The sequence below is a fragment of the Candidatus Thiodiazotropha endolucinida genome, assembly GCF_001715975.1.
GTDB classification, from domain to species: domain Bacteria; phylum Pseudomonadota; class Gammaproteobacteria; order Chromatiales; family Chromatiaceae; genus Thiodiazotropha; species Thiodiazotropha endolucinida.
This window is the reverse complement of record NZ_MARB01000018.1, coordinates 1-22,655: the sequence shown is the minus strand read 5'-3', so window position 1 is coordinate 22,655 and position 22,655 is coordinate 1. Positions and strand designations below refer to the sequence as shown.

General features: G+C 53.8%; 21 protein-coding genes. 8 read left to right on the top strand and 13 right to left on the bottom strand.

What is annotated here, in order from left to right; genetic code table 11:
• Nucleotides 1-65: 65 nt before the first annotated feature.
• Nucleotides 66-467 (bottom strand): bacteriohemerythrin, encoded by a 402-nt coding sequence (locus CODIS_RS14660; protein WP_069126697.1) that lies wholly within the window; start codon nt 465-467, stop codon nt 66-68.
• A 301-nt stretch (nt 468-768) separates the two neighbouring features.
• A complete protein-coding gene (locus CODIS_RS14655) occupies nt 769-1,098 on the bottom strand; it encodes a sel1 repeat family protein (RefSeq protein ID WP_154723144.1) in 330 nt (109 codons plus the stop codon).
• A gap of 524 nt (nt 1,099-1,622) precedes the next feature.
• Here CODIS_RS14655 and CODIS_RS14645 point away from each other — a divergent pair.
• Together CODIS_RS14645 and CODIS_RS14640 are read left to right on the top strand one after the other, a co-directional pair.
• Nucleotides 1,623-2,345, top strand: a complete 723-nt coding sequence (locus CODIS_RS14645; RefSeq protein ID WP_069126693.1) for a Crp/Fnr family transcriptional regulator — start codon at nt 1,623-1,625, stop codon at nt 2,343-2,345.
• A gap of 137 nt (nt 2,346-2,482) precedes the next feature.
• Nucleotides 2,483-2,704 carry a hypothetical protein gene (locus tag CODIS_RS14640; protein ID WP_069126690.1) on the top strand — a complete coding sequence of 74 codons (222 nt, stop codon included), beginning with the start codon at nt 2,483-2,485 and terminating at the stop codon, nt 2,702-2,704.
• Between the two features lie 114 nt (nt 2,705-2,818).
• On the opposite strand, the gene CODIS_RS14635 is transcribed toward CODIS_RS14640, so the two are convergent.
• From CODIS_RS14635 to CODIS_RS14600, 8 genes are all read right to left on the bottom strand, one after another.
• Nucleotides 2,819-3,364, bottom strand: coding sequence for an FKBP-type peptidyl-prolyl cis-trans isomerase (locus CODIS_RS14635; RefSeq protein WP_069126687.1), 546 nt, complete (start codon nt 3,362-3,364; stop codon nt 2,819-2,821).
• On the bottom strand, nt 3,364-3,729 hold the full coding sequence (locus tag CODIS_RS14630; protein ID WP_069126685.1) for a TusE/DsrC/DsvC family sulfur relay protein: 366 nt from the start codon (nt 3,727-3,729) through the stop codon (nt 3,364-3,366). The genes CODIS_RS14635 and CODIS_RS14630 overlap by 1 nt, the downstream gene beginning before the upstream one ends.
• 96 nt (nt 3,730-3,825) lie before the next feature.
• Nucleotides 3,826-4,521: a respiratory nitrate reductase subunit gamma gene (gene narI, locus CODIS_RS14625; protein ID WP_069126682.1), complete on the bottom strand. Its 696-nt coding sequence runs from the start codon at nt 4,519-4,521 to the stop codon at nt 3,826-3,828.
• Nucleotides 4,522-4,544: 23 nt separating this feature from the next.
• Nucleotides 4,545-5,060, bottom strand: coding sequence for a nitrate reductase molybdenum cofactor assembly chaperone (gene narJ / locus CODIS_RS14620; RefSeq protein ID WP_069126679.1), 516 nt, complete (start codon nt 5,058-5,060; stop codon nt 4,545-4,547).
• A gap of 12 nt (nt 5,061-5,072) precedes the next feature.
• Nucleotides 5,073-6,623 carry a nitrate reductase subunit beta gene (narH, locus tag CODIS_RS14615; RefSeq protein ID WP_069126672.1) on the bottom strand — a complete coding sequence of 517 codons (1,551 nt, stop codon included), beginning with the start codon at nt 6,621-6,623 and terminating at the stop codon, nt 5,073-5,075.
• A 35-nt stretch (nt 6,624-6,658) separates the two neighbouring features.
• Nucleotides 6,659-10,420, bottom strand: a complete 3,762-nt coding sequence (locus tag CODIS_RS14610; protein WP_069126669.1) for a nitrate reductase subunit alpha — start codon at nt 10,418-10,420, stop codon at nt 6,659-6,661.
• A 138-nt stretch (nt 10,421-10,558) separates the two neighbouring features.
• On the bottom strand, nt 10,559-12,166 hold the full coding sequence (locus CODIS_RS14605; protein ID WP_069126666.1) for an MFS transporter: 1,608 nt from the start codon (nt 12,164-12,166) through the stop codon (nt 10,559-10,561).
• A 37-nt stretch (nt 12,167-12,203) separates the two neighbouring features.
• Complete coding sequence (locus tag CODIS_RS14600) at nt 12,204-13,643, bottom strand: MFS transporter (protein ID WP_083220791.1); 1,440 nt, start codon at nt 13,641-13,643, stop codon at nt 12,204-12,206.
• A gap of 265 nt (nt 13,644-13,908) precedes the next feature.
• Here CODIS_RS14600 and CODIS_RS14595 point away from each other — a divergent pair, with 265 nt between their 5' ends.
• The 5 genes from CODIS_RS14595 (at nt 13,909) to CODIS_RS14575 (ending at nt 18,378) form a co-directional block, all read left to right on the top strand.
• Entirely contained in the window at nt 13,909-15,807 is a 1,899-nt protein-coding gene (locus tag CODIS_RS14595; protein ID WP_235615238.1) for an ATP-binding protein, read from the top strand.
• Entirely contained in the window at nt 15,804-16,460 is a 657-nt protein-coding gene (narL, locus tag CODIS_RS14590) for a two-component system response regulator NarL (protein WP_069126663.1), read from the top strand. The genes CODIS_RS14595 and narL overlap by 4 nt, the downstream gene beginning before the upstream one ends.
• Before the next feature lie 360 nt (nt 16,461-16,820).
• On the top strand, nt 16,821-17,300 hold the full coding sequence (locus CODIS_RS14585; RefSeq protein ID WP_069126660.1) for a hypothetical protein: 480 nt from the start codon (nt 16,821-16,823) through the stop codon (nt 17,298-17,300).
• A gap of 3 nt (nt 17,301-17,303) precedes the next feature.
• Nucleotides 17,304-17,915 carry a hypothetical protein gene (locus CODIS_RS14580; protein ID WP_154723143.1) on the top strand — a complete coding sequence of 204 codons (612 nt, stop codon included), beginning with the start codon at nt 17,304-17,306 and terminating at the stop codon, nt 17,913-17,915.
• Nucleotides 17,916-17,919: 4 nt separating this feature from the next.
• Nucleotides 17,920-18,378 carry a hypothetical protein gene (locus CODIS_RS14575; protein ID WP_069126654.1) on the top strand — a complete coding sequence of 153 codons (459 nt, stop codon included), beginning with the start codon at nt 17,920-17,922 and terminating at the stop codon, nt 18,376-18,378.
• A 72-nt stretch (nt 18,379-18,450) separates the two neighbouring features.
• Here the strand turns inward: CODIS_RS14575 and CODIS_RS14570 are convergent, their stop codons facing one another.
• Nucleotides 18,451-18,993: a TlpA family protein disulfide reductase gene (locus CODIS_RS14570; RefSeq protein WP_083220790.1), complete on the bottom strand. Its 543-nt coding sequence runs from the start codon at nt 18,991-18,993 to the stop codon at nt 18,451-18,453.
• An 82-nt stretch (nt 18,994-19,075) separates the two neighbouring features.
• Nucleotides 19,076-19,510, bottom strand: coding sequence for a hypothetical protein (locus CODIS_RS14565; protein ID WP_069126647.1), 435 nt, complete (start codon nt 19,508-19,510; stop codon nt 19,076-19,078).
• Between the two features lie 906 nt (nt 19,511-20,416).
• Here CODIS_RS14565 and CODIS_RS14560 point away from each other — a divergent pair.
• Nucleotides 20,417-20,944, top strand: a complete 528-nt coding sequence (locus CODIS_RS14560) for a hypothetical protein (protein WP_201259035.1) — start codon at nt 20,417-20,419, stop codon at nt 20,942-20,944.
• A gap of 289 nt (nt 20,945-21,233) precedes the next feature.
• Here the strand turns inward: CODIS_RS14560 and msrB are convergent, their stop codons facing one another.
• The gene (gene msrB / locus CODIS_RS21765) at nt 21,234-22,388 is read right to left on the bottom strand and encodes a peptide-methionine (R)-S-oxide reductase MsrB (RefSeq protein WP_069126644.1); all 1,155 of its coding nucleotides are present in this window, start codon (nt 22,386-22,388) and stop codon (nt 21,234-21,236) included.
• Between the last annotated feature and the right edge of the window lie 267 nt (nt 22,389-22,655).

Below are 22,655 nucleotides of genomic sequence, written 5' to 3'. Positions count from 1 at the left end.
GGTATCAGTAAGCGTCATTCCCCTCTGACCCTTTTTGTCGCAAAAAAACCTCTGGTAAACGACGATTACATCACTTCGGCAAGATAAGCGCCCAACTTCATATCTGCAACCAGGATATGCTCGGTCAGCCAATGCTCCAGAAATTCGAAGTCCTTGTTCGCGATCCGTCTATCTGTCTGCAGAAATTTCTGCTGCAGCTCTTTGGCGCTTTCAATTAAATTACGATGTTCCGTCTTGTGCTCTTCAAATTCTTCATAGGCATACTTCAGCATCAAACGCTCTTCATGCCTGAAGTGCCAGACGGTGCAACATATCAGTTCTTCCAATACCGCCTCTTGATAGTCCGCTGGATCCCCATCCGCTACAGCATGATTGAGGATATTGAAAAGATCCACCAGTCTGCGATGATCTTCATCGATCTCATCGACCTCGACGCTCAGTGTTTTGTTCCAAACCAAATCTTTCATAATCACTTCTCCACTTGACGTGACTTTAAGCAATTATCTATCCAAGCTGTCTTGTTGATAGCTTACGTCTTTTATTCGTCCATCAGATCAGGCGAACAGGCAACCCTATTTCCCAATTCGTACAGCTCTATTCTCTCTTTATCAAAATAATCCCGAATACGCCTTACCCTATATCAAGTTCTCTTGGTTGGGATAAATCAGAGTAATTTTACGCTGGCCCGGCATTCTGCAGAATGCACCGGTCAGCGTGCGGATAATGGTTTTTTTAATAGCGGGCTGGTATCAGCTAATTGGCCTGTTCTTACGGACCTGCGAGCTTCTTACGATAGTCATTCAGCAGCATCTCTGCCTGCCGAACCTCCTCGGCCGACATCACAGATGCAGCTGTCTGCTGGAAACCTTCTCCGTATTTATCGCCGGACTCCTTGCTCAAACCAAACCAGACATAGGCCATACTGTAATCCCTCTTGGTGCCGAGACCATAGAGATACATACTGCCAAGCTTCCCATAGGCGCGACTGTCACCGGCCAACGCCGCTGCCTGATACTCGGCAAAGGCGGCATCCCGGTCACCCTTGCGATTCGCCGCCTCGCCCTCTTCAAATCCGGCAATAGCTGATGTGGGCGGCATTATCAAAACTATAAGGAGCAGTATCGATCTGATTATCATGATGCTTATCCTGATAAGGCTGAAATGGATGTTACTGATTTACGGTCTTTCATCCACCAGCCGATAGAGAGATTTCGACGCCAACCGCAAGTCGGTGCTGCCTGCTTGAATGGCCGCCAGAATAGCTCAACAATGCGGTCAGTGTAAAATTGTCCCAACCCGACCCTCCGTTATGGATTTCCACCCTATTTCAGTGGGACAAAGCCCCGCCATGGCAAAAGTGAAATCAGTAACAACTCCAATATCACCACCCTCTGCCTGTACAAAAAAATCAACCTGCAGATGCAATCCGGTGACCACCTAAAAAAGACAACTCTTTACATGAAAGAGGTTCCTGAGCCATTTATAATTGTCAATGATATCTCTACATTCCACACTTATGATCGCGTATACTATCCCGGCAACCAGATGAGGCCGATCCAAGCCCTATACCCGATGAAAGCCGATTTCAACCCGCTTCATTGCATTCCGCTCACAGGCTAACCATGAGTCCCAAACTACGTGTAGTAAAGGAACACCATCGCTGCGCCCACTGTCTCTTCCGGCGTTTTTTCGTCAATGTCGGGCTCAATTGTGACCAAATAGACCAAGCGGGACAGACCACCACCACCAATATCGGCCCCTATTTTCCCGGCGAGTATATCTACCGCGCGGGAGAATCCTGTAATGCCCTCTATGTGGTCCATGCCGGTACCGTCAAGACAGAGACGGTCACTTTCGACGGAGACCTGCATATCAGCGGTTTCTACATGGCGGGGGAACTGTTCGGCGCGGACGGCATCCACCAACGGAGATTTGCCACGGATGCCCTGGCCATCGAAAAAACCTGGGTATGTGAGCTGACCTTCGACAAATGGGCGATCCTGGCGAAGGACTATCCCGACCTTCAGAACCAGTTGATAACCGAACTGGGCCGGGTGATCGCACACAAAGAGCATGAAGCCCTATCCACACACCACCATCTGTTGGCGCAGAGGCTGATGGGGTTCCTGACCGATCTTCAGTATCGTGTCCGGGTTCGGCAGGGCAATCAGACAAACGAAATCAAACTGACCATGACAAAAACCGATATCGCTCGCTACCTGGGCGCCACACCGGAATCGATCAGCCGGATGCTGGGTAAACTCGAAAAGGCGGGATATATCGTAAATTCAAAGCGTCGAATTCGTATCCTCAAGGACACTACCGATCTGGATATCGCTATCTGACCTAGGGCCTATCAACATACCAATGAAGCTGAACCTACACACGCTTAGCGTGTTGACAGAGCCAGGGAGGGTAAAGGACCCATTATTCAGTTAGAATTGCTCTTAGACTAACCTCTTACCTCAGACGGGATAACCAGTTGAAACAGCGCACACCTTTACAGAAAATCCTGATGGCCATTGCATTCATCAGCTATTTCATCGGTATCCTCTGCGGGGCGGCTGCCTTCTATTTCGGAGAGGGCAGCCAGGACCCCGTCACGGCCAGTCTGATGGCCAGTATTGTGTTCTTTGTGGGCGTCGGCATCGTATTGCAGGTGATCGGCAGCAGCAATCTGCCCGATTTGAAAATCAACAGATAACCCTGACTGAAAAAAGACATCAGATCCAATCATCCGCCGACGCCTAGCAACCTTTGTAGTCGACGCACATCGATTGAAACTGAAATTGTTTTTCAAGGGCAAGCTAGGGCCGGATTACACGGGGCCTTTGACCAAAACGGAATATGCCGTGGAGTTTCTCTCTTCGGCTGCCGCCTCGCGAGTGTAGATATCCGTCATCTCCTGCACCATACCATCGGCCAGCTCCTTCTCTATAGCTTCGCGCACATCGACCACAATCAGATCGACTTTTAGTGACTCACCTGCCAGGGGATGGTTGGCATCCACCGTGATTTGATCCTCATCGACTTCGATCACAGTCACCGGTTTCCGGTTTGTCGGCGCACCGGCGCTGAAGGTCATACCCGCTTCCAGCTTGCCATCATAATTAAAACGGTCACGCGGGATCACCCGAATTAACGCTTCGTTTCTCGGGCCATAGGCCTCTTCCGCTTCCAGCACGAACTCCCGTCTGTCTCCCACCTGGCAACCCTCAATCCGCTTTTCGATGGCGGGAAAAACCGTCTCGCGTCCCTGGATGAAGGAGAGTGGATCGCTGTAGTCGCTGCTGTCGACCAGCTCATTTTTGGCGTCCATCATGCGATATTCGATGGTGACGACCTTATCCCGCTCGACTCTCATTAGTGCTCTCCCTTGGTCCTGCGGATACCGGCCAGGCGGTTGCCCTGCTTCTGCGGCCCACCACGAGGAAAAATGTCATGCAGATAACGATTGTTGCCACGTGACGGGCCCCACACCAGTTTGAAGTGTTTGATCATGTCCCGTACCTGGGCCTGCACCCTATGCATCTGGTAGTACTCCCGGATATAACGGATAACGTCCCAGTGATCCTGCGTAATCTCCAAACGCTCTTTTTTCGCAAGTGCGTAGACATACCCCTCTGTCCAATCGTCCATATCCTGGATATAGCCCTCCTGGTCGGTGGCTATCCGATTGCCGTCGACGTCGAGGTATTCGATTCGGGTAGCGTAAGGGTTGGTGCTCATACTGCTTCCTCATTCATGCAACTGAACAAGATATTGTTTCGATTTCCCACTCAAGCCCTCTCTCCATAAGCAGAGAGGACCTGAGCGAAGTTTCCATCAGTTCATACTGACCCGTTTCACACGCACGATCTGGTAGGCGCGACCCAGATAGGTCAACGGCACGCTCCAGACATGCACCAGGCGGGTGAAGGGAAAGATCAGGAAGACCGTCATACCGAAGAGCATGTGAGTCTTGAAGATCGGCGATACATTGGCGATCAGACTGGGATCCACGCTCAGGGTGGCAATGCTTTTCACATACTCGGTGAGTGCGATCATTTCCGAGACATCACCCTGCGCGGCGTGACCGGAAGAGACCAGTATGGTACTCAGACCGAGAACGACAGTGACCAGCAGCCAGCCGATCACGAAGGTATCACGCGTACGGCTCACCGCCTTCACTCGTGGGTTGTTGATGCGGCGAATAAAGAGTAAGGCAGCCCCCACCAGACACATGATGCCGAAGATGCCGCCTGCATAGATGGCGATGTACTGATGGGAGACATCGGAGATGCCCAATGCCTGGAACCAGCTATGAGGCAACAGCATGCCCACCAGGTGGCCGAAAAAGATGCCGAGGATACCGACGTGGAACAGATTGGAGGCGAGGCGCATCCCTTTGTTGCTCAACAGCTGGCTGGAGTCCGCCTTCCAGGTGTACTGCTCGCGGTCGAAACGAATCCAACTACCGAGCAGGAAAACCACGCCGGCGATGTAGGGGTAAGCCCCGAATACTAAATCATGTAAGCTCATTCAAGTTCTCCTCCTGGTTCACCTTAGGCTGCCTGGCCCAACTGGCCGCGATGTTCAATAATCCGCAGCAGCCTCGCATAGGGGCTATTCGCCTTCTCAAGATTTTCCGCCAGCACGGTAATCACTTTGCGGGCATCGCCCAGAAAGACCTTTGCCTGCATATCGTCCAGGGTCGAAGCGTACTCCAGGATCAGTGGCAGGTAGTCGGGTATCTCCTGCTGGTCGATATCCAACCCTTCTGCACGGTAGTGCTCCATGAGATCGATCAGTGCCGGGCCACGGCCGCGATCGTCACCGAAAAGATGGTGGGTCAGATGCAGGGCGTGCTCCGGCGTCATGTCAAAGGTCTGTACGTAGTCCGCCTGCATGCCGGTCATATCGTGCAACTGCATCCAGGAGATGAACTGCATCAGATCGTCACGCTCCTGCGTGCTGATATCCCGGTCGCTCTTCACCCGTTTGATGATCTCAGGCATATGCACCATCAGTTCGGTATCCGGGTACTCCAGCAACCGCGCCAGTAACTTATAGATTTGCATCGACATGCCTCCTCAAACTCTCTTGCGGGGCTGTATGCCCTGCGGGGTATGGGTACGCTTACGCGGAGTCGGGAACAGGGTGACCCCCTGACCGCCACCACCCTGGGCACTGACGTTGCCGGCGGCAAAGCCGTTCTGCCCCTGGAAGGCGTAGGGGTCCTCCTGCACCATCTCCTCATGGGCGGTGGGGATGACGAAGCGGTCGTCATAGTCGGCAATACCGAGCATCCGGTACATCTCCTCCGCCTGCTCCTCGGTCAGACCCACGGCCTCCAGCACCGCATGGTTCGGCTGACCCTCGATCGCTTTGGAGCGCTGATTACTGCGCATGGCGACCATGCGGTGCAGTGCGCTGATGATCGGCGCCTCGTCGCCCGCCGTCAGCAGGTTGGCCAGATAGCGGGCGGGAAAACGCAGGGCGTCCGCCTTGGGAATGACACCGTCCGCCTCGGTGGGCAGGTTGTCCTGGTCTATTTGGGTCTGCACCGGCGACAGCGGCGGCACGTACCACATCATGGGCAGGGTGCGGAACTCGGGATGGATGGGAAAAGCGATCTCCCACTCCACCGCCATCTTGTAGACCGGCGACTTCTGCGCGGCGTCGATCCACTGCTGGGGAATGCCGGCATCCAGCGCCTGGCGGATCACTTCGGGATCGTTGGGATCGAGGAACATGTCGAGTTGCTGCCGATAGAGCCGCGCCTCGTTATCCGTACCGGCGGTATCGCTGATCTTGTCGGCATCGTAGAGCACCACCCCCATGTAGCGGATACGGCCGACGCAGGACTCGGCGCAAGCGGTGGGCATGCCCGACTCGACCCGCGGATAGCAAAGGATGCACTTCTCCGACTTGCCTGACTCCCAGTTGTAGTAGATCTTTTTATAGGGACAGGCACTGACGCACATCCGCCAGCCGCGACAGCGGTCCTGGTCGATCAGTACCGCCCCATCCTCCTCACGTTTATAGATAGCGCCGGAGGGACAACTGGCGACACAGGCCGGGTTGAGGCAGTGGTTGCAAAGCCTGGGCAGGTACATATGGAAAGTCTTTTCGAAATCCTTGTACATCTGCTTCTGGATGCCGTCGAAATTCTTGTCCTGGGAGCGGTTCTCGAACTCCCCCGCCAGATCGTCCTCCCAGTTGGGGCCCCAATGGATCTTCTCCATCTGCTGACCGGTGATCTGCGATACCGGGCGCGCCGTCGGGCAGGCCTCGGAGAGCGGCTTGTTCTGCAGCTTGGGGTAGTCGTAATCGAATGGCTCGTAGTAGTCGTCGATCTCCGGCATGTCGGGGTTGGCGAAGATGTTGAGCAGCTTGCTGGTGCGGCCACCGGCGCGCAGCTCCAGCCTGCCGTCCTGCTTCACCCAGCCGCCGCGCCACTTACCCTGGTTTTCCCACTGTTTGGGGTAGCCGACCCCGGGCTTGGACTCGACATTGTTGAACCAGGCGTACTCCATGCCCTTGCGGTTGGTCCAGATATTCTTGCAGGTGACCGAACAGGTATGGCAACCGATACATTTGTCCAGGTTCAGCACCATCGCGATTTGTGCGCGTATATTCATGGTTTCGTCTCACTATTCGTTTATTGGACGCAGGCTCAGTTGTTGACGCCTTCCGGGTTGAGCTGGGCTTCGCGCTCGGGGGTGAGCGGGCGTTCCAGCCAATCGACGTCGCGGTCCTCGATCTTGTGCACGATGACGTACTCGTCGCGCTGACTGCCCACCGTGCCGTAGTAGTTGAACGAGTAGCTCAATTGAGCGTAACCGCCAATCATGTTGGTGGGCTTCATCACCACCTTGGTCACCGAGTTGAGGATGCCGCCACGCTTACCGGTGGTATTGGAGCCGGGCACGTTCACGTTCTTCTCCTGGGCGTGATACATGAGCGCCATCCCCTCGGGCACACGCTGGGAGACCACCACACGGGCCACGGTGGCGCCGTTGGCGTTGACCGCCTCCACCCAGTCGTTGTCCTTGAGACCGATACTCCTGGCCTGGTCCTCGTTGACCCAGAAATAGGGACCGCCGCGGAACAGGGTGAGCATGCGCAGGTTGTCCTGGTAGGAGGAGTGGATGCCCCACTTGGAGTGGGGGGTGATCCAGTTCAGGGTCAGGGTCTTCTTGCCCTTGAGTTTATTCGCCAGGTTCTGCGGCAGGTTGGTGTGTGCACCGAGATCCTGAGGCGGCCGGAAGCAGCAGAGGCCTTCGCCGAAGTCACGCATCCACTCGTGGTCGAGGTAGAAGGAGGCGCGACCGGTGAGCGTACGGAAGGGGATGTGCTCGTGGATATTGGTATAGCCCGCGGTGTAGCTCACCTCTTCCGACTCGATACCGGACCAGGTGGGCGCGGTGATGATCTTGCGCGGCTGCGCCAGGATATCCTTGTAGCGGATCTTCTCCTCGTGACGACCCTCGTAGAGATGGCTGTGGTCGATGCCGGTCTTCTTCGACAGCGCCGACCAGGACTTGTGCGCCACCTCGCCGTTGGTCTCCGGCGCCATCTGCAGCACCGTGTCGCAGACCTGTACATCCTCCATCAGGGACGGCCGCCCCTTTGAGACACCCTCCTCGGTAATCACACCGTTGTGATCGCACAGCTGTTCGATCTCCATGTCGGTGTTCCAGTCCAGCCCCTTGACGTTGTTGCCCAGCTTGTTCATCAGCGGACCCACCGAGGTGAACTTCTTATAGGTACTGGGGTAGTCGCGTTCCACCACCTTGAACAGGGGGGCCGTCTTGCCCGGGATCAGCTCGCACTCGCCACGCTTCCAGTCCTTGACCTCACCGAAGGGTTGGGCCATGGCCATGGGGGAGTCGTGTTGCATGGGCAGGGAGACCACATCCTTCCGCACACCGAGATGGGTCTCGGCCAGCTCCGAGAACTTCTTGGCGATGGTCTTGAAGATCTGCCAGTCCGACTTGGATTCGAAGGCCGGGTCGACCGCCTTGCCCAGCGGATGCACGAAGGGGTGCATATCGGTGGTGTTGAGGTCGGCCTTCTCATACCAGGTGGCGGTGGGCAGGATGATGTCGGAGTAGGCACCTGTGGAGTTGAGGCGGAAGTTGATGTCCACCATCAGATCCAGCTTGCCGGCGGGCGACTTGTCGCGCCACTTGATCTCCTTGCACTGCTTGCCGTCCACACCCTCCTGCATGACGCCGTTCTGTGCGCCCAGCAGGTGTTTGAGGAAATACTCGTGGCCCTTGGCGGAGCAGCCGATCAGGTTGGCGCGCCAGACGAAGAGGTTGCGTGGATGGTTCTCCTCCGCATCCACATCTTCGATGGCGAAGGCGGTATTACCGCTCTTCAGAGACTCCGCCAGATAGTCGGAGACACCCTGCTCGTCTGTGGCACCGGCGGCCTCAGCCTCCTCGACGATCTCCAGCGGATTCTTGTTGAAATGGGGCGCTGAAGGGAGCCAGCCAAGACGCTGGGAGACCACGTTATAGTCGCCGATCTGGTAGCCCTTGTACCTGTCGCTGGCGGTAGCGCCGCGGATGTTGTCGGCCTGCACCTTTTCGTAGCGCCACTGGTCGGTGTGGAAGTACCAATAGGTTGTGGAGTTCATATGGCGCGGCGGGCGGTGCCAGTCTAGGCCGAAGGCGATAGGCGCCCAACCGGCCTGCGGACGCAGCTTCTCCTGCCCCACATAATGCGCCCAGCCGCCACCGGTCTGACCGACGCAGCCGCAGATGTGCAGCAGATTCATGATGCTGCGATAGCCCATGTCATTGTGGTACCAGTGGTTGATCGCCGCGCCCATGATGACCATGGACTTGCCTTGGGTCTTGAAAGCATTCTCCGCAAACTCGCGACCGGTACGCTCCAGGTCGGCACGTTTTACGCCAGTGACCTTCTCCGCCCAGGCAGGGGTATAGGGCACATTGGCATCATCATAGGAGGTGGCCAGGTTGTCGCCCAAACCGCGATCGATGCCGTACTGGGCCACCAACAGATCGAACACCGAGCAGACATAGGCCTCTTCGCCGTCGGCCAATTTCAGCTTGCGCACCGGGATGTTGCGTAGCTGAACCGAGTCCTCTCCCTGGGTGAAGTGCGGGAAAGCGACGGTAACCACCGCATCATGACTGTCGATGCAGGAGAGTTCCGCCTCAATTGCAGATTGGTCCTTGGCATTCTTCTCCAGAAGATTCCATTTACCCTCCTCGCCCCAGCGGAACCCCACCGAGCCATTGGGCACCACGAAGGATTTGCCTTTGGCGTCGTAGACCACGGTCTTCCATTCGGGGTTGTTCTCCTCGCCCATATTGCCGGCGAAATCAGAGGCGCGAAGGAAGCGCCCGGAGACGTAACGGTCGCCGTCCTTGTTCAGCATCACCTGCATCGGCAGGTCGGTATACTTGCGCGCGTACTCCTGGAAGTAGGGGTCCTTCTTTTTGATGTGGAACTCATTGAGCGCCACATGTCCCATGGCCATGAAGGCGGCGGAGTCGGTGCCCTGTCGCACTGGCATCCAGAGGTCGGCAAACTTCACATACTCGGCATAGTCCGGCGCCATGGAGACGATCTTGGTGCCGTTATAGCGCGATTCGATGGCAAAGTGGGCGTCCGGGGTCCGGGTCATCGGCAGGTTGGCGCCACAGATGATGATGTATTTCGAGTTGTACCAGTCGGCCGCTTCCGGCACGTCGGTCTGTTCGCCCCAAACCTGCGGCGAGGCGGCGGGCAGGTCGCAATACCAGTCGTAGAACGAGCCGCAGGCGCCGCCGATCAGCGACAGATAACGCGAGCCTGCCGCGTAGGAGATCATGGACATGGCCGGTATCGGCGAGAAGCCGTAGATACGGTCCGGACCCCACTTTTGTATGGTGTGGATGTTGGCGGCCGCAATCATCTCCACAACCTCGTCCCAGGTGCTGCGCACGAAACCGCCGAGCCCGCGCACCGAGGTGTATTTCTTGCGCTTCTCCGGATTGGCCTGGATGCTTGCCCAGGCCTCGACCGGATCCTTGCCGCTCTTGCGCTCGTCACGATAAAGGTCCAGCAGTCGGCCGCGAATCAGCGGGTATTTGATGCGGTGCGGACTGTAGAGATACCAGGAGAAAGAGGCGCCACGCTGACAGCCGCGAGGCTCATGGTTGGGCAGATCCGGGCGCGTCTCCGGATAGTCGGTCTGCTGCATCTCGTAGGCGACCAGACCGTTCTTCACGTAGATCTTCCAGGAGCAGCCACCGGTGCAGTTGACACCATGGGTGGAGCGCACCACCTTGTCGTGGCGCCAGCGGTTGCGGTAGGTGTCTTCCCACTGTCGGTCCTCGGCGGTGACGATGCCGTGACCGCCGGAAAAGGTCTCTTCGACTTTCTTGAAATATTTCAAGCGATCGAGAAAGTGACTCATGATTCGTGTCTCCTCTGGGCGCCGCTACTGCCGGCGCCCGCTGTCAGAATAGGGTGGAACGGACCTGCCAAGGCCTGGGAGTCTCCGACTCAACCTTGTGGTTGGGGGGTACGCAGGCCCGTCCACATTCGCTAACGATTACGGATTTTTAAATTCCGCCTTGGGGCCCAGGTAGTACCACCAGTTGAGCAGCAGGCAGACGAAGTAGAAGATGGCAAAGCCGTAGAGCGCAACCTCCGGGGTCGCCAGCTTGATCTGTTCACCAAACACTTTGGGGATGATGAAGGCGCCGTAGGCGGCCACCGCCGAGGTCCAACCCAGGGCCGGACCCGCCTGTTCCTTGGGGAACACCATGGCGATGGTTCGGAAAGTGGAGCCGTTGCCGATGCCGGTCGCGGCAAACAGCACCAGAAACAATATCAGGAAGGGCAGGAAAAACTCTTCCGGGGTGGCCGACGAATAGGCCTGTTGCAGGAAGTAAGCGACGCCAAGGGCCGAGGCAATCATTACGATGGCCACGTACTGGGTTACCTTTGCACCACCCACCTTGTCGGCGATCCAGCCGCCCACCGGACGTATCAGGGCACCGATGAAAGGCCCCATCCAGGCGTACATCAATGCGGACGGACCGTTGGGATTGGCGATGTCGTGGTTCATCACGCCATCGGGTCCCATGACGTGGGAGAAGCCGAACACCACCTTGATAGCCAGGGCAAAACCAGCGGAATAGCCGATGAAGCTGCCGAAGGTCATGGTGTAGATGATGCTCATGACCCAGGTGTGCTTGTTGCCGAAGATCTTGAACTGGCGTTGCAGGTTCGGCTTGATGTCACCCGGGATCATCTTCATCAGCATGACCGTGGCGAACAGGATGCCGGCAATAACCGGCCACTTGGCCCAGCCCGGCGCACCCAGGCCGGTCGGTGCCGGCAGGATGATGTAGAGACCGGCTGCCGCGGTGATGAAACCGATGATCAACATGCCGGCGATCTTCGACATGGCACCGCTGGCGGAGCCTATATGCGGAGATACCTCGTCGGTACGGATATTGTTCATGCCGAACCAGCCGGCGAAGGCCAGCGGAATCAACAACAGCAGCCAGACGAAACCGGCGTTGTGGATGTAGGTTTCAGAACCGGCCGGGATCTTGCCGATCAAGGTGCCGGAGGTGTTCTGCAGAATCATCGGCTCGCCGCCGAAGATACCAAACGTCATCACCAATGGGATCAGGATCTGCATGGTAGTAACGCCAGCATTACCCAGTCCCGCATTCAAACCCAGCGCCAGGCCCTGCATCCGCTTCGGAAAGAAGAAGCTGATGTTGGACATGGAGGAGGCAAAGTTACCGCCACCAAAACCGGACAGGAATGCCAGCACCTGGAACACCCACAGCGGGGTGTTCGGGTCCTGCAGGGCAAACCCGGTTCCGGCTGCCGGAAGCATCAACAGTGCGGTAGTGAAGAAAATGGTATTCCGGCCACCCGCGATACGGATAAAGAAGCTGGACGGAATACGCAGGGTCGCGCCGGTCAGGCCGGCGATGGCCGCAAGGGTAAAGAGCTCCGCCTTGGCAAAGGGAAAGCCCAGGTTGAGCATCTGCACCGTGATGATGCCCCAGTAGAGCCAGACCGCAAAACCGCACAGCAGACTGGGGATGGATATCCACAGATTACGGTTGGCGAGTCTCTTACCCGAGGATTCCCAGAATCGGGAGTCCTCGGGGTTCCAGGTCGTGATATCTGCCATTGTTTGCTCCTCCAGCTAAATGTGTCTGCGGCTAGGTTTATTCGAGAACGTCAGCGGGCTGAACGCGTAGCTGACCGGTGCGGATCTTCTCCGCTTCCAGTTCCGCCACTCTTCGCGCTTCGGCGTACTTGGCCATCAGTTGTTCGAGCAGATCGGCCTGCTCCACGGCGGCACGGGCGGCGGCGTACTCTCCGGGATTCTCATGGGCACGGACATAGGCGTCGTAGGCGTGCTGCTGGGCAGCCTTTTTCTCCTCCTCCTGACGCTCCTTGGCGAAGGTGTAGTGCATCCAGACCAGTGAGACGCAGGTGGCGCCGTAGAGCAGCATGAAGACCACGCTGTTGATGCCGGTGAAATCGATAAGGGCGCCGAACATGATGGGAAGCAGGAAGCCGCCCATGCCGCCGGCGAGACCGACGATACCGGAGGCGACGCCGATATTGTCCGGATACTCGTCGGAGAGAAACTTGAACACCGAGGCCTTGCCGAAACCCCAGGCGATGCCGACCACGAACAAGAGCGCGGTAAATACCCAGACATTGAGACCCACGCCGATGCTGACATCGCCGTTAATGGTCTTCACCACCATCTCGGTCTGCGGGTAGGACATGATGAAGAGGCAGACCCCGGAGATCCACATCACCCACCAGGTCACCTTGTAGGCGCCGAACTTATCGGAGAACCAGCCGCCGAGGGCGCTGATCACGCCGGAGGGCAAGACAAAGATCGAGGCCAGGAGCGCGGCGGTGGTAATGTCGAATCCATACTCGGCGATGTAGTACTTCGTCATCCACAACGACAGTCCGACAAAACCACCGAACACCAACGAGTAGTACTGCATGTACTTCCAGATATTGGGATCCTTGAGCAACTGCAGTTGATTCCTCAACGTAACGTGGGAACCGACTTTGTGTTTCGGATCCGAAAAGGTAAACATCCATAAAACCACCACCACGACAAACATGGCGATGGCATAGATCTTCGGCACCGTTTGCCAGCCGTAAGCGACAACAATGGAGGGAGCGACAAACTTGGTCAGCGCGGCACCGGCGTTACCGGCACCGAAGATCCCCATGGCAAATCCCTGCTTCTCTTTACTGAACCAACGCGCGGTGTAAGCGATACCCACGGCGAAGGAGGCGCCCGCGACACCGACAAAGAGCCCAAGCACAAGAAACTGCCAATATTGATTCGCTTCGCCAATCAGATAGAGCGGCAGAATGGTGCTGACCATCAACAGGAAGTAGACGATGCGTCCGCCATACTTATCGGTCAGCATGCCGACGGGCAGACGTGCCAGCGAGCCGGTAAGGATGGGTGTGGCAATCAATACACCGAACTGGGTCTCGTTTAACGAGAGCATCTCCTTGATCGGAATACCGATGATGGAGAACATCACCCAGACTGCAAAACAGGCAGTAAATGCCAGGGTGCTCATCGTTAAAACAGAGAGTTGTTGTTGTCTCTGTGACGCCATTATTCACCCTCCTCCAAAATTACCGTGGAGGGTGAAAATAGATTCTTTTGAGCTTGGAGGTTATTGACTTAGATCAAGTGGTTTCCGCTGAAAAAAGTACAGCTAATACTTTGGTAGTAGAGGCCATACCACCTATAACACTTTGAATAGCATGGTATTCAAATGTAGCATGCTAAAGTCAGTTGTATGGATTCCGATCCCAATGGGGAAAAGGGATTAATCCTAAATAACCTGTATATTTTCTCCGGTTCTCTCTATTTACGAGGTGAAACCCCTGTTCGGTTTTTTCAATCATACACTACTCGCACGGGCCGGATTGGCCATGGGGGTCATCACCGTATTGGCAGTTGCCGGTATGGCCAGCGCCGTATTTATCGCGCGTATCTCTTATGGTGAAGCGAGCGCCGTCAATATTGCCGGTAGTTTGCGTATGCAGTCCTATCGTATTGCCACTGCGCTGGAAGCACGGCGTAACGGTGACTTCATAACCAGCAAAGATATCGAGGACTTGAGCGACGAATTCGAAAGCCGTTTCAACGATCCCCTGCTCACCGGCGCTGTTACCGGGGTCAACAACCAATCTTTGCAAAGAATTTACTCCCTGGTGGAATCACGCTGGAGTCTGGCGGTAAGCCCACTGATCAAAGCGTTCATTCAGGAGATCGAAACCGGCACTTCAGCCGCCAGTCTCGACAGAACCAGTCGTAACTTCCACACCCTAATCAAGAGCTTTGTCAATGATATCGACAAGCTGGTTTATCAGTTGGAAGAAACTGCGGAGTCACGCATACACCTATTGGGTTTGATGCAGAGTATCAGCCTGCTGCTCACACTGATGGTGGCAGCTGCCACGCTCTATCTGATGCAGACCGATATCGTCAGCCCATTGCGCGACCTGTTGAGTTCAGCGGAGAAGGCGGGCGAGGGCGACCTCAGTGTACGTGTCGGCCACACCGGACCGGATGAACTGGGACGTCTTGGCCAAGCTTTCAATACAATGGCGATTCAGCTCTCAAGAATATATGAGGATTTGGAACAGCGTGTTGAAGAGAAAACGCAGGAACTCACTCAACGTAACAACTCGCTGGAACTACTCTACGACATATCCCGCGGACTGACCAAAGCCCCGATCTCCGAACCGATCTATCGCAAGATGCTCAGCGATATCGCCAAAGTGGTCGACGTGAAGAGCATCACTCTCTGCCTGCTCGATCATGACAGTCGTCATGCCCATCGCCTGGCCAACAGCGGCACGATCCCGCCCATGTGTGAAACGGCTAATTGTGAAATCTGTATCGATGACGGTAAACAACGCAAATTGATCATCGGGGATTCCAATATCCTATCGATCCCGGTTAACGACCAGGAACAACAATATGGCGTGTTGCTCATCGAATATGAAATCGGGAAATCCATGGAGTCCTGGCAGACTCATCTGCTTAATACGCTGGGAAGGCACATCGGTATCGCCATTGGCGTCACCCGTCGCGTCAACCAGCGTCGCCGACTGGCACTGCTTGATGAGCGCAGCGTCATCGCTCGTGAACTGCATGACTCGTTGGCGCAATCGCTTTCCTATCTGAAAATCCAGGTAGCACGCCTCTCTATATTGATCAAACCGGACGACGTATCCGCAAAGGTCGCTGAAGTCATAGCCGAACTTGAGGAGGGACTTGACGCCTCATACCGACAACTGCGGGAATTGCTGACGACTTTCCGATTGAAGATGGACGAAAACGGCTTAACCGCCGCGCTTAATGAAACCGTTGAAGGATTCCGCGAACGCAGCAGTCTTACAATCAATCTGGACAATCGGATCAGCGGCGATCCACTCAGTGTCAATGAGGAGATTCACATTTTACAGATCGTGCGTGAAGCATTGTCAAACATCACCTACCACGCTAAGGCCACGAAAGCGGAGATCCGGCTGTCGCAGAATGCAGATGGCAAAGTCATTATCGATATTGAAGACGACGGCATCGGTATACCACCCCAGGCAGACCGAACACACCACTACGGGCTTGCTATCATGCGTGAACGGGCAAGCTCTCTTAATGCGAAAATACAGATTGAGCCCCGTTCCGAAAAAGGAACCCGGGTGCGTCTGCAATTTCTCCCTAAAAACGATCAACCCAACCTTTCTCAGGACGCGGTAGAAATATGAACGCAACGGTTGCCCAACGTATTGTCGTTATTGATGATCATCCACTGTTAAGAAAAGGACTGCAACAACTGGCCGATCTGAGTCCGGATATCGAAATCATCGGCGAGGCCGATAGCGGTCCAGAAGGCATCGCCATGGTAAACAAGCTGAAACCCGATCTTGTGCTGCTCGACCTGAATATGCCGGAGATGAATGGACTGGAAGTTTTGACTCAACTGAAGAGTAGTGCATCTACCTCACGTGTCGTTATGCTCACCGTATCCAACGCAGAAGAAGATGTTGTCGCAGCACTTCGATCCGGTGCTGACGGTTATTTGCTGAAAGACATGAAACCAACACAACTCATGCAAAAACTACATGAGGTCGCTGAAGGTCGAGTTGCTTTATCGCCCAATGTTGCCGAATGTCTGGCCCGCGCCATGCAGGCGGAAGGGGCACGCGACACTGCACCTTCCACTCTTGATCTCACAGATAGGGAATGTGAAATTCTAATTCATATCAGCGAGGGTGAAAGCAACAAAGTAATTGCACGTACACTTTCGATTGCAGAATCAACTGTCAAGGTCCACGTCAAACATCTGCTGAAGAAACTTGGATTAAAAACCCGCGTTGAAGCCGCTGTATGGGCCGTCACGCATAAGGATCAGTTCTGAATCTCGGTTACAAGCCTATATCCCGATAATATTATCGATCAGCATGCTTTAGTCCCCGATAAGCAATTGAGAATCCCGCTTGGCCATGAACGGCAGGTAACCGACCACAGGTATATCTCGAACCGACTATCGTATAGCCAACTATTACCCATGATCTTGCTGATGGATCAGTGTACATTCTCCTTACCCGGCATTTTTTGATTCTCATCCAGATCCTATCAACTGCCCAGTTTGGGGTATTTCTCGTAACCTAGCCAAATGGCAAGATAGGACTGCACAAACAAATAGAAAGCTGCACGAGGCCCCGATAAGATAACGTTCCACGTGCGATACTTGTATTATTTGTAGGCAGTAACCACGATGGACGCACAACAACCTGAAGCACCCTGGGCAAGACTGTTCGAGCTTGCCATTCTCCTCACGTTCGGGGCTCTGATCTTCACCCTCTACAGCCTGGGCTATCTGGACCGTATTCTTGGTAACACCTTAACTCTCTGGTTTTTTGGCATTATCCTGTCTGTTGTCTTGCTGGTGGAAGCCTTCGCCTATAGCGGGAGAAAGACCGATGCGCACTTCTGGTCCTGGTTGACAACCGGTCTGGGTATGCTCGGTACGGTACTGGGCTTTTCCATAGCCCTGGCCGGTATCGATGTCAGAGACCTGCAGGATGCCGCCACCCTCTCCGCTGAGATCGGCCAGTTTCTGAAGTCTGTCTCTTTCGCCATCGACACTACCATGATTGGCTTGTCTGCTGCCATGATCATGGAAGCCATGAACAAGATCCGGGATATGCTCTACGGCCCCGCCAGATCGGAAGAGCCTGTATCTGAGGAAGAGTAAATCATGACTCGACCACGCGAAGACAGCATGTCGATTGTTTTTCGTGACCTGCTGATTCTGCTGGCACTGCTGATGCTTACTCTGGTAGTGTTGCTGATCCCCCTTATCAAGGTCCAGCAGGAGAGCACCCGGACCGAGATAGAGAAAGCCGCCGGTGACATGATTGCCGAGATCACCTGGGCATCTGACAGCCCCGCTGATATCGACCTCTGGGCCAACGCCCCCAAAAAAAATGAAAACGTCGGCTATGCCTCGCCCTATGGAGAGATATTCAACCTGGTACGTGACGACCTGGGTCGCGATGTGGACTTCTCGGGACTCAACTACGAGTTCATCTTCTCTCGCGGCATCCCGGACGGACGCTATCGTTTTTCCATTGTTTACTACAGCGACAATGGTATGGGCAATACACCGGTGGATGTCAATATTTCCATTCGATATAGGGAAGGACGTCTTATGCATGTCGTCTACGAGGAGAGGATGACTTTGGAATATCCCGGTCAGGAGAAAGGCGTCATCTCATTCGAGATGCGGGACCGGCAACTGATAGAGGAGAGTAAATCCTTTGAGCCGTTCGAAATCTTCCACGGCACATTGAGAAGACTGGAAAAGTAACCATATGTTGAACGATCCACTGACCGCCAAGTACCTGTTTCTTTTTCTCATCGTAATTTGGGGCGTACTGGTAATCATCTCTGCGGGTCGCCGTTATGGCGGTTATATGCTGGGCGCTCTCTTTTTCCTGTTGATTGCCTATATCGCTTTGGGTTCCGGCTTTTCCATTCGAATTCCATACCTGCATAATAAGATGGAGATCCTGGTCTACACCATTCACAACGAACGCGTGCATGCCCTCGCCCACCCCCTGGGGAAACCGGGTGAACCCCTGCATATCGTCTTCAGCATCGACCAGGATACGGAAGGCGGCGGGAAAATGCGCAAAACCTTTTTCGATGCGGTTCGTGCCCGTGAAGGCAGACGTCATAAGACCAATATCATCATTGATATGCGCGGCTACATGACGGACCAGGGTGACTACAAATACCAGGCAGCGCCAGCCTTTCCACCCAAGCAGTAATATAGTAAGGAATCAAATTCACTACTATCCCCATTGATTATGGGTTCCCATATCATGGCTCGGGGCAATTTGTCAGTTTGATTCACGATGTGAATCATCGTTTTGACTGGCTGCCGCCAAGGATCGCACACGCGCCAGTATCGACAGCTCATCCCAGTCAATACCGCCCACCACCCGTGCGACAACCTGCCCCTTCGCATTGACGATATATGAGGTAGGGAGTGCCAACACCCGCCATTGCCGCAGCATACTGGAGTCCTGGTCCAAGAGTACGGGAAGTGTAACGGAACGTTGCACTAAAAACTGTTCGATGACCTCACGGCTTTCACCACTGTTGACCGTAAGAATGGTGATATTCTCATCATCGAGGATCTCAGCCGCCCGCTGCAGATCGGGCAGCTCCTTGATGCATGGAACACACCAGGTCGCCCAAAAACTGATGATATAAGCCCGATCTCTGTAATCGGACCCTTCGTGTATCTGTCCTGTCAAATCCGGCAGGGAAAAGTCTGATGCAAATTTAGGTTCCGAGTAGGTGCGAATGCCCAATCCCGCGGACCAGGAGGCTGTAGAGGCAAGTATAAAATAGAGTGCAACCAGCATTGGGCTTTTCATACAAATTCATCTCAAAATACATAACCTGGGTTCAGCAGGGAACTGAACCCAGCACCAATTTCAAATTGGCTTAACCCATGGTTCAATTGACTTTCTGTCCAGGAAAGGCCAAACCATCTCTGTAGAGCGCTTCGTATTCGAAATCCGCCTGTTTCTGCGTCCACACCGTGACATACTTACCACCCTTCTTCACGCTGAATTCAGAAACCTTGATGGAATTGAATCTCGGATGTTTTTCACCTTTGACCTGAACGTTATCGAGAACGTATCTGACTTTGATATCTCTTGACAGGTTAGGCATGAAGAGATAATCACCCTCGCCTACCATCAAGACAAAATCGGACTCGAGCGCGATATGCGGATCAAGTCTATCAACTGGACAGGTTTCGCCTTTGTGTGCGCACTCATGGCCATTGATCTTACCAGTAAATATTTCAGCTTGAACCCACATCGGTACGGCAAAAAGTACAGCCAGTGGCAACGCCGTTTTAATCCAACCAAATGATAGGGATTTCATTCAAGTACCCTCCTCTGTTGTTAAACAAGTTTGTAAATATAGGAACTACAACCAGGAGTCTTCTTCTCTACAAGTTTCAGATACTCCCGTCACAATCACTTACGCGGCAAAGGGATAAACGGTTTCAATATTATTGGAAAAGATGGCTAGATAACTTAATAAAGCTTTGTACAAACAGGGACGAAGAAGATTACGAGCCAGAGACTGTCATTCCAAAACATCATTCTCGGGTAACAGCCGCTCCATTGGCAAAATCAAAAACTGGAGGCGGTTTTTAGGTACCGTAGGATGGCCGTACATGACTCGTACAACATTTCGCCAACTGGGAAATGGGCGATTTCATTTACTTGATTTCAGTCGGAACAAGAACTACCAAATGAGTAGCAGGCATGTTGTGGTGGGCCACCATGGCCTCATGCAACCAGCTATCAACCTGGCTGCTGCATAACTTTGCCTCGAAATGGGCCATTGCCAAGAAGAGCGCATGTTTTGCCACTAAAACAGATGTATGACCGTAACGTGCATCTATGCCGCATAGAATAGAGGATCAGGTTGATCCCCTCGCTGTATGATGTTGAAAGGCACATGTTGAAAAAAATGTCCGGACGCGGAATTCTGATCCTTGCTCATTCGATATGACAAATTGTCAGTATCCAGCGTAAAGACTGCCAATCTGTCAAGTATTTATAAAAATCACGCCTTTTACAGTTGCCTGCCACAAATCATCTTCCACCCTAAATCTCTTGTGTAAATTATTTATAAATCAATGGCATATCATCACTTCAGATTGCCGGCGCGGATACCGAATCGTTTAATGGTGTGTTTTTTGCACGCAGCTTTTGCCGATTAGGCACTATAAAACAACAGTTTACAAAATTAAAAATTACTATATTTGGAGATCGAATCATGAAGAAACTAGCCTCAATCATCACTCTCTCTTTGGCCCTTTCAAGCGCATCAGTCGTGTTTGCTGATAAGCAGTCAGGCATGAGCGGAATGTCCGGCATGGGCGGCATGAGCGGGATGTCCGGCATGGGTGGCATGAGCGGAATGTCCGGCATGGGTGGCATGAGCGGAATGTCCGGCATGGGTGGCATGAGCGGAATGTCCGGCATGGGCGGTATGAGCGGGATGTCCGGCATGGGCGGCATGGGCGGCATGAGCGGGATGTCCGGCATGAGTGGTATGAGCGGGATGTATGGTACCTATAAGGTTACACCTAAAGGTGTTCATCTCTATCCTGTTGGAATGTCAGGCATGGGCGGCATGAGCGGAATGTCCGGCATGGGCGGCATGAGCGGAATGTCCGGTATGGGAGGCATGTCCGGTATGGGAGGCATGGGCGGCATGAGCGGGATGTCCGGTATGGGCGGCATGAGCGGGATGTCCGGAATGGGAGGCATGTCCGGTATGGGAGGCATGTCCGGCCAATAATTGGGGAATACGGGAAACGACCAATAATAATATCAATGATATATAACTAACCGGCTGGCGCTTAGCACGGAAAGTGAGAGTAAAGAGACACGCAGCACTGTTAAAGTCTCTTATTGGTAATGGGTAGATGTGAGAAAAATAAAAAAGTTGTGCAACAAAAAACTAGAATAACTAGTTTTGTATAATCGCATATCGCCGATCTTTATGATCGGCTGATATGCGTTTTTTTATTCCTTAAAATTCAAACTCCTTTTTCAAGCATGCTTGAGTGGGTGTTGTTGATCCGGAATCAAGAACTCTCAGCCATCATTTCAAAAAACAGCTTCAGGTATTCTGAGTAGCCTTGCGATTCCATCTGCGCCCTGGGCACAAATCGCAATGCTGCCGAGTTAATGCAATATCGCAGACCCGTCGGCTCCGGACCATCGTCAAACAGATGGCCGAGATGAGAGTCGCCGATACGGCTGCGGATCTCGGTACGCACACCAAACAGCGAACGCTCCTCGTTCTCCGTCACCACTTCCGGCTGAATCGGCTTGGTGAAACTGGGCCAACCGGTCCCTGACCTGTACTTGTCGGTGGACGAAAACAGAGGCTCACCAGTCACTACGTCGACGTAGATGCCTTCCCGCTTCTCATCCCAGTAAGCGTTATTGAACGGTTGTTCCGTATCGTTCTCCTGAGTCACGCGGTACTGCAGCGGGGTGAGCATACTCCTGATTATTGCTTCAGTTGGTTTGCTATAGCGGATATTCTTCCCGGCTGGTGCGGTCTCCTCAACTGGTTCGTCGCGATATTGGGTGTAATCTACAAACCGCTCCTCACCCCAAACCTCGTCAACGAACTGATAGCGGCCTGAGTTGAAAGTATAGAAATTATATCGGATAGGATTTTTCCTGTAGTAATTCTGGTGTTTCTTTTCCGCCTTGTAGAACGATTTGAACGGAACAATCTCAATCGTAATCGGTTTCTTGTAGCGTCCCGAGGCGGCCAATTCGTCGCGTGAACGTTCCGCAATCATTTTCTGTTTTTGATTGTGATAAAAGATGGCCGGGCGGTACTGTCTGCCGCGATCATAGAACTGGCCCCGGGAATCGGTGGGATCCATCATCCTCCACAGTCCCTGAATCAAGCCCGAATAGCTGATGACTTCGGGATCGTAATAGACCTGCACAGCTTCAGTATGCCCGGTGCCTCCTCTTGCAACTTTACGGTAGGTCGGGTTTTTATCCCTTCCGCCGCTGTAGCCAGAAACAGCCTCTTTGACACCTGGCAGCTCTTCAAAACCCGCCTCGATGCACCAGAAGCAGCCACCGGCAAAAGTCGCGACCGACAGTCCCTGCAGCATCTCGTCAGGCAGCTCAGTCTGTTCAGTCACCGACTGGGCACAACCGGAAAACATCGCCGTTAATGCCAGCAGGCCACTCCACACAGTTAATTTCATTAGGTTATCCTCTACATAACAATTAGATTAGTTCTAAATATGAATAGCAAAGTTCACCGGCCTATCACGATAAAATCACGATTTTATCGCCGAAATAATTTTATAAAAAACAAGGCATTCAGGTTACTTCCGGTGGTAACCCCACGCTTCCCCCCTAAGGTGGATAAAAACCGGTTTTCGGGTTTACTAGCAGGCTGTTGATTTTTGGGTCCGAATTTACTGGATTAGATACAATAGAGAAATCAGTATTTTGCTGGGGATATAGAG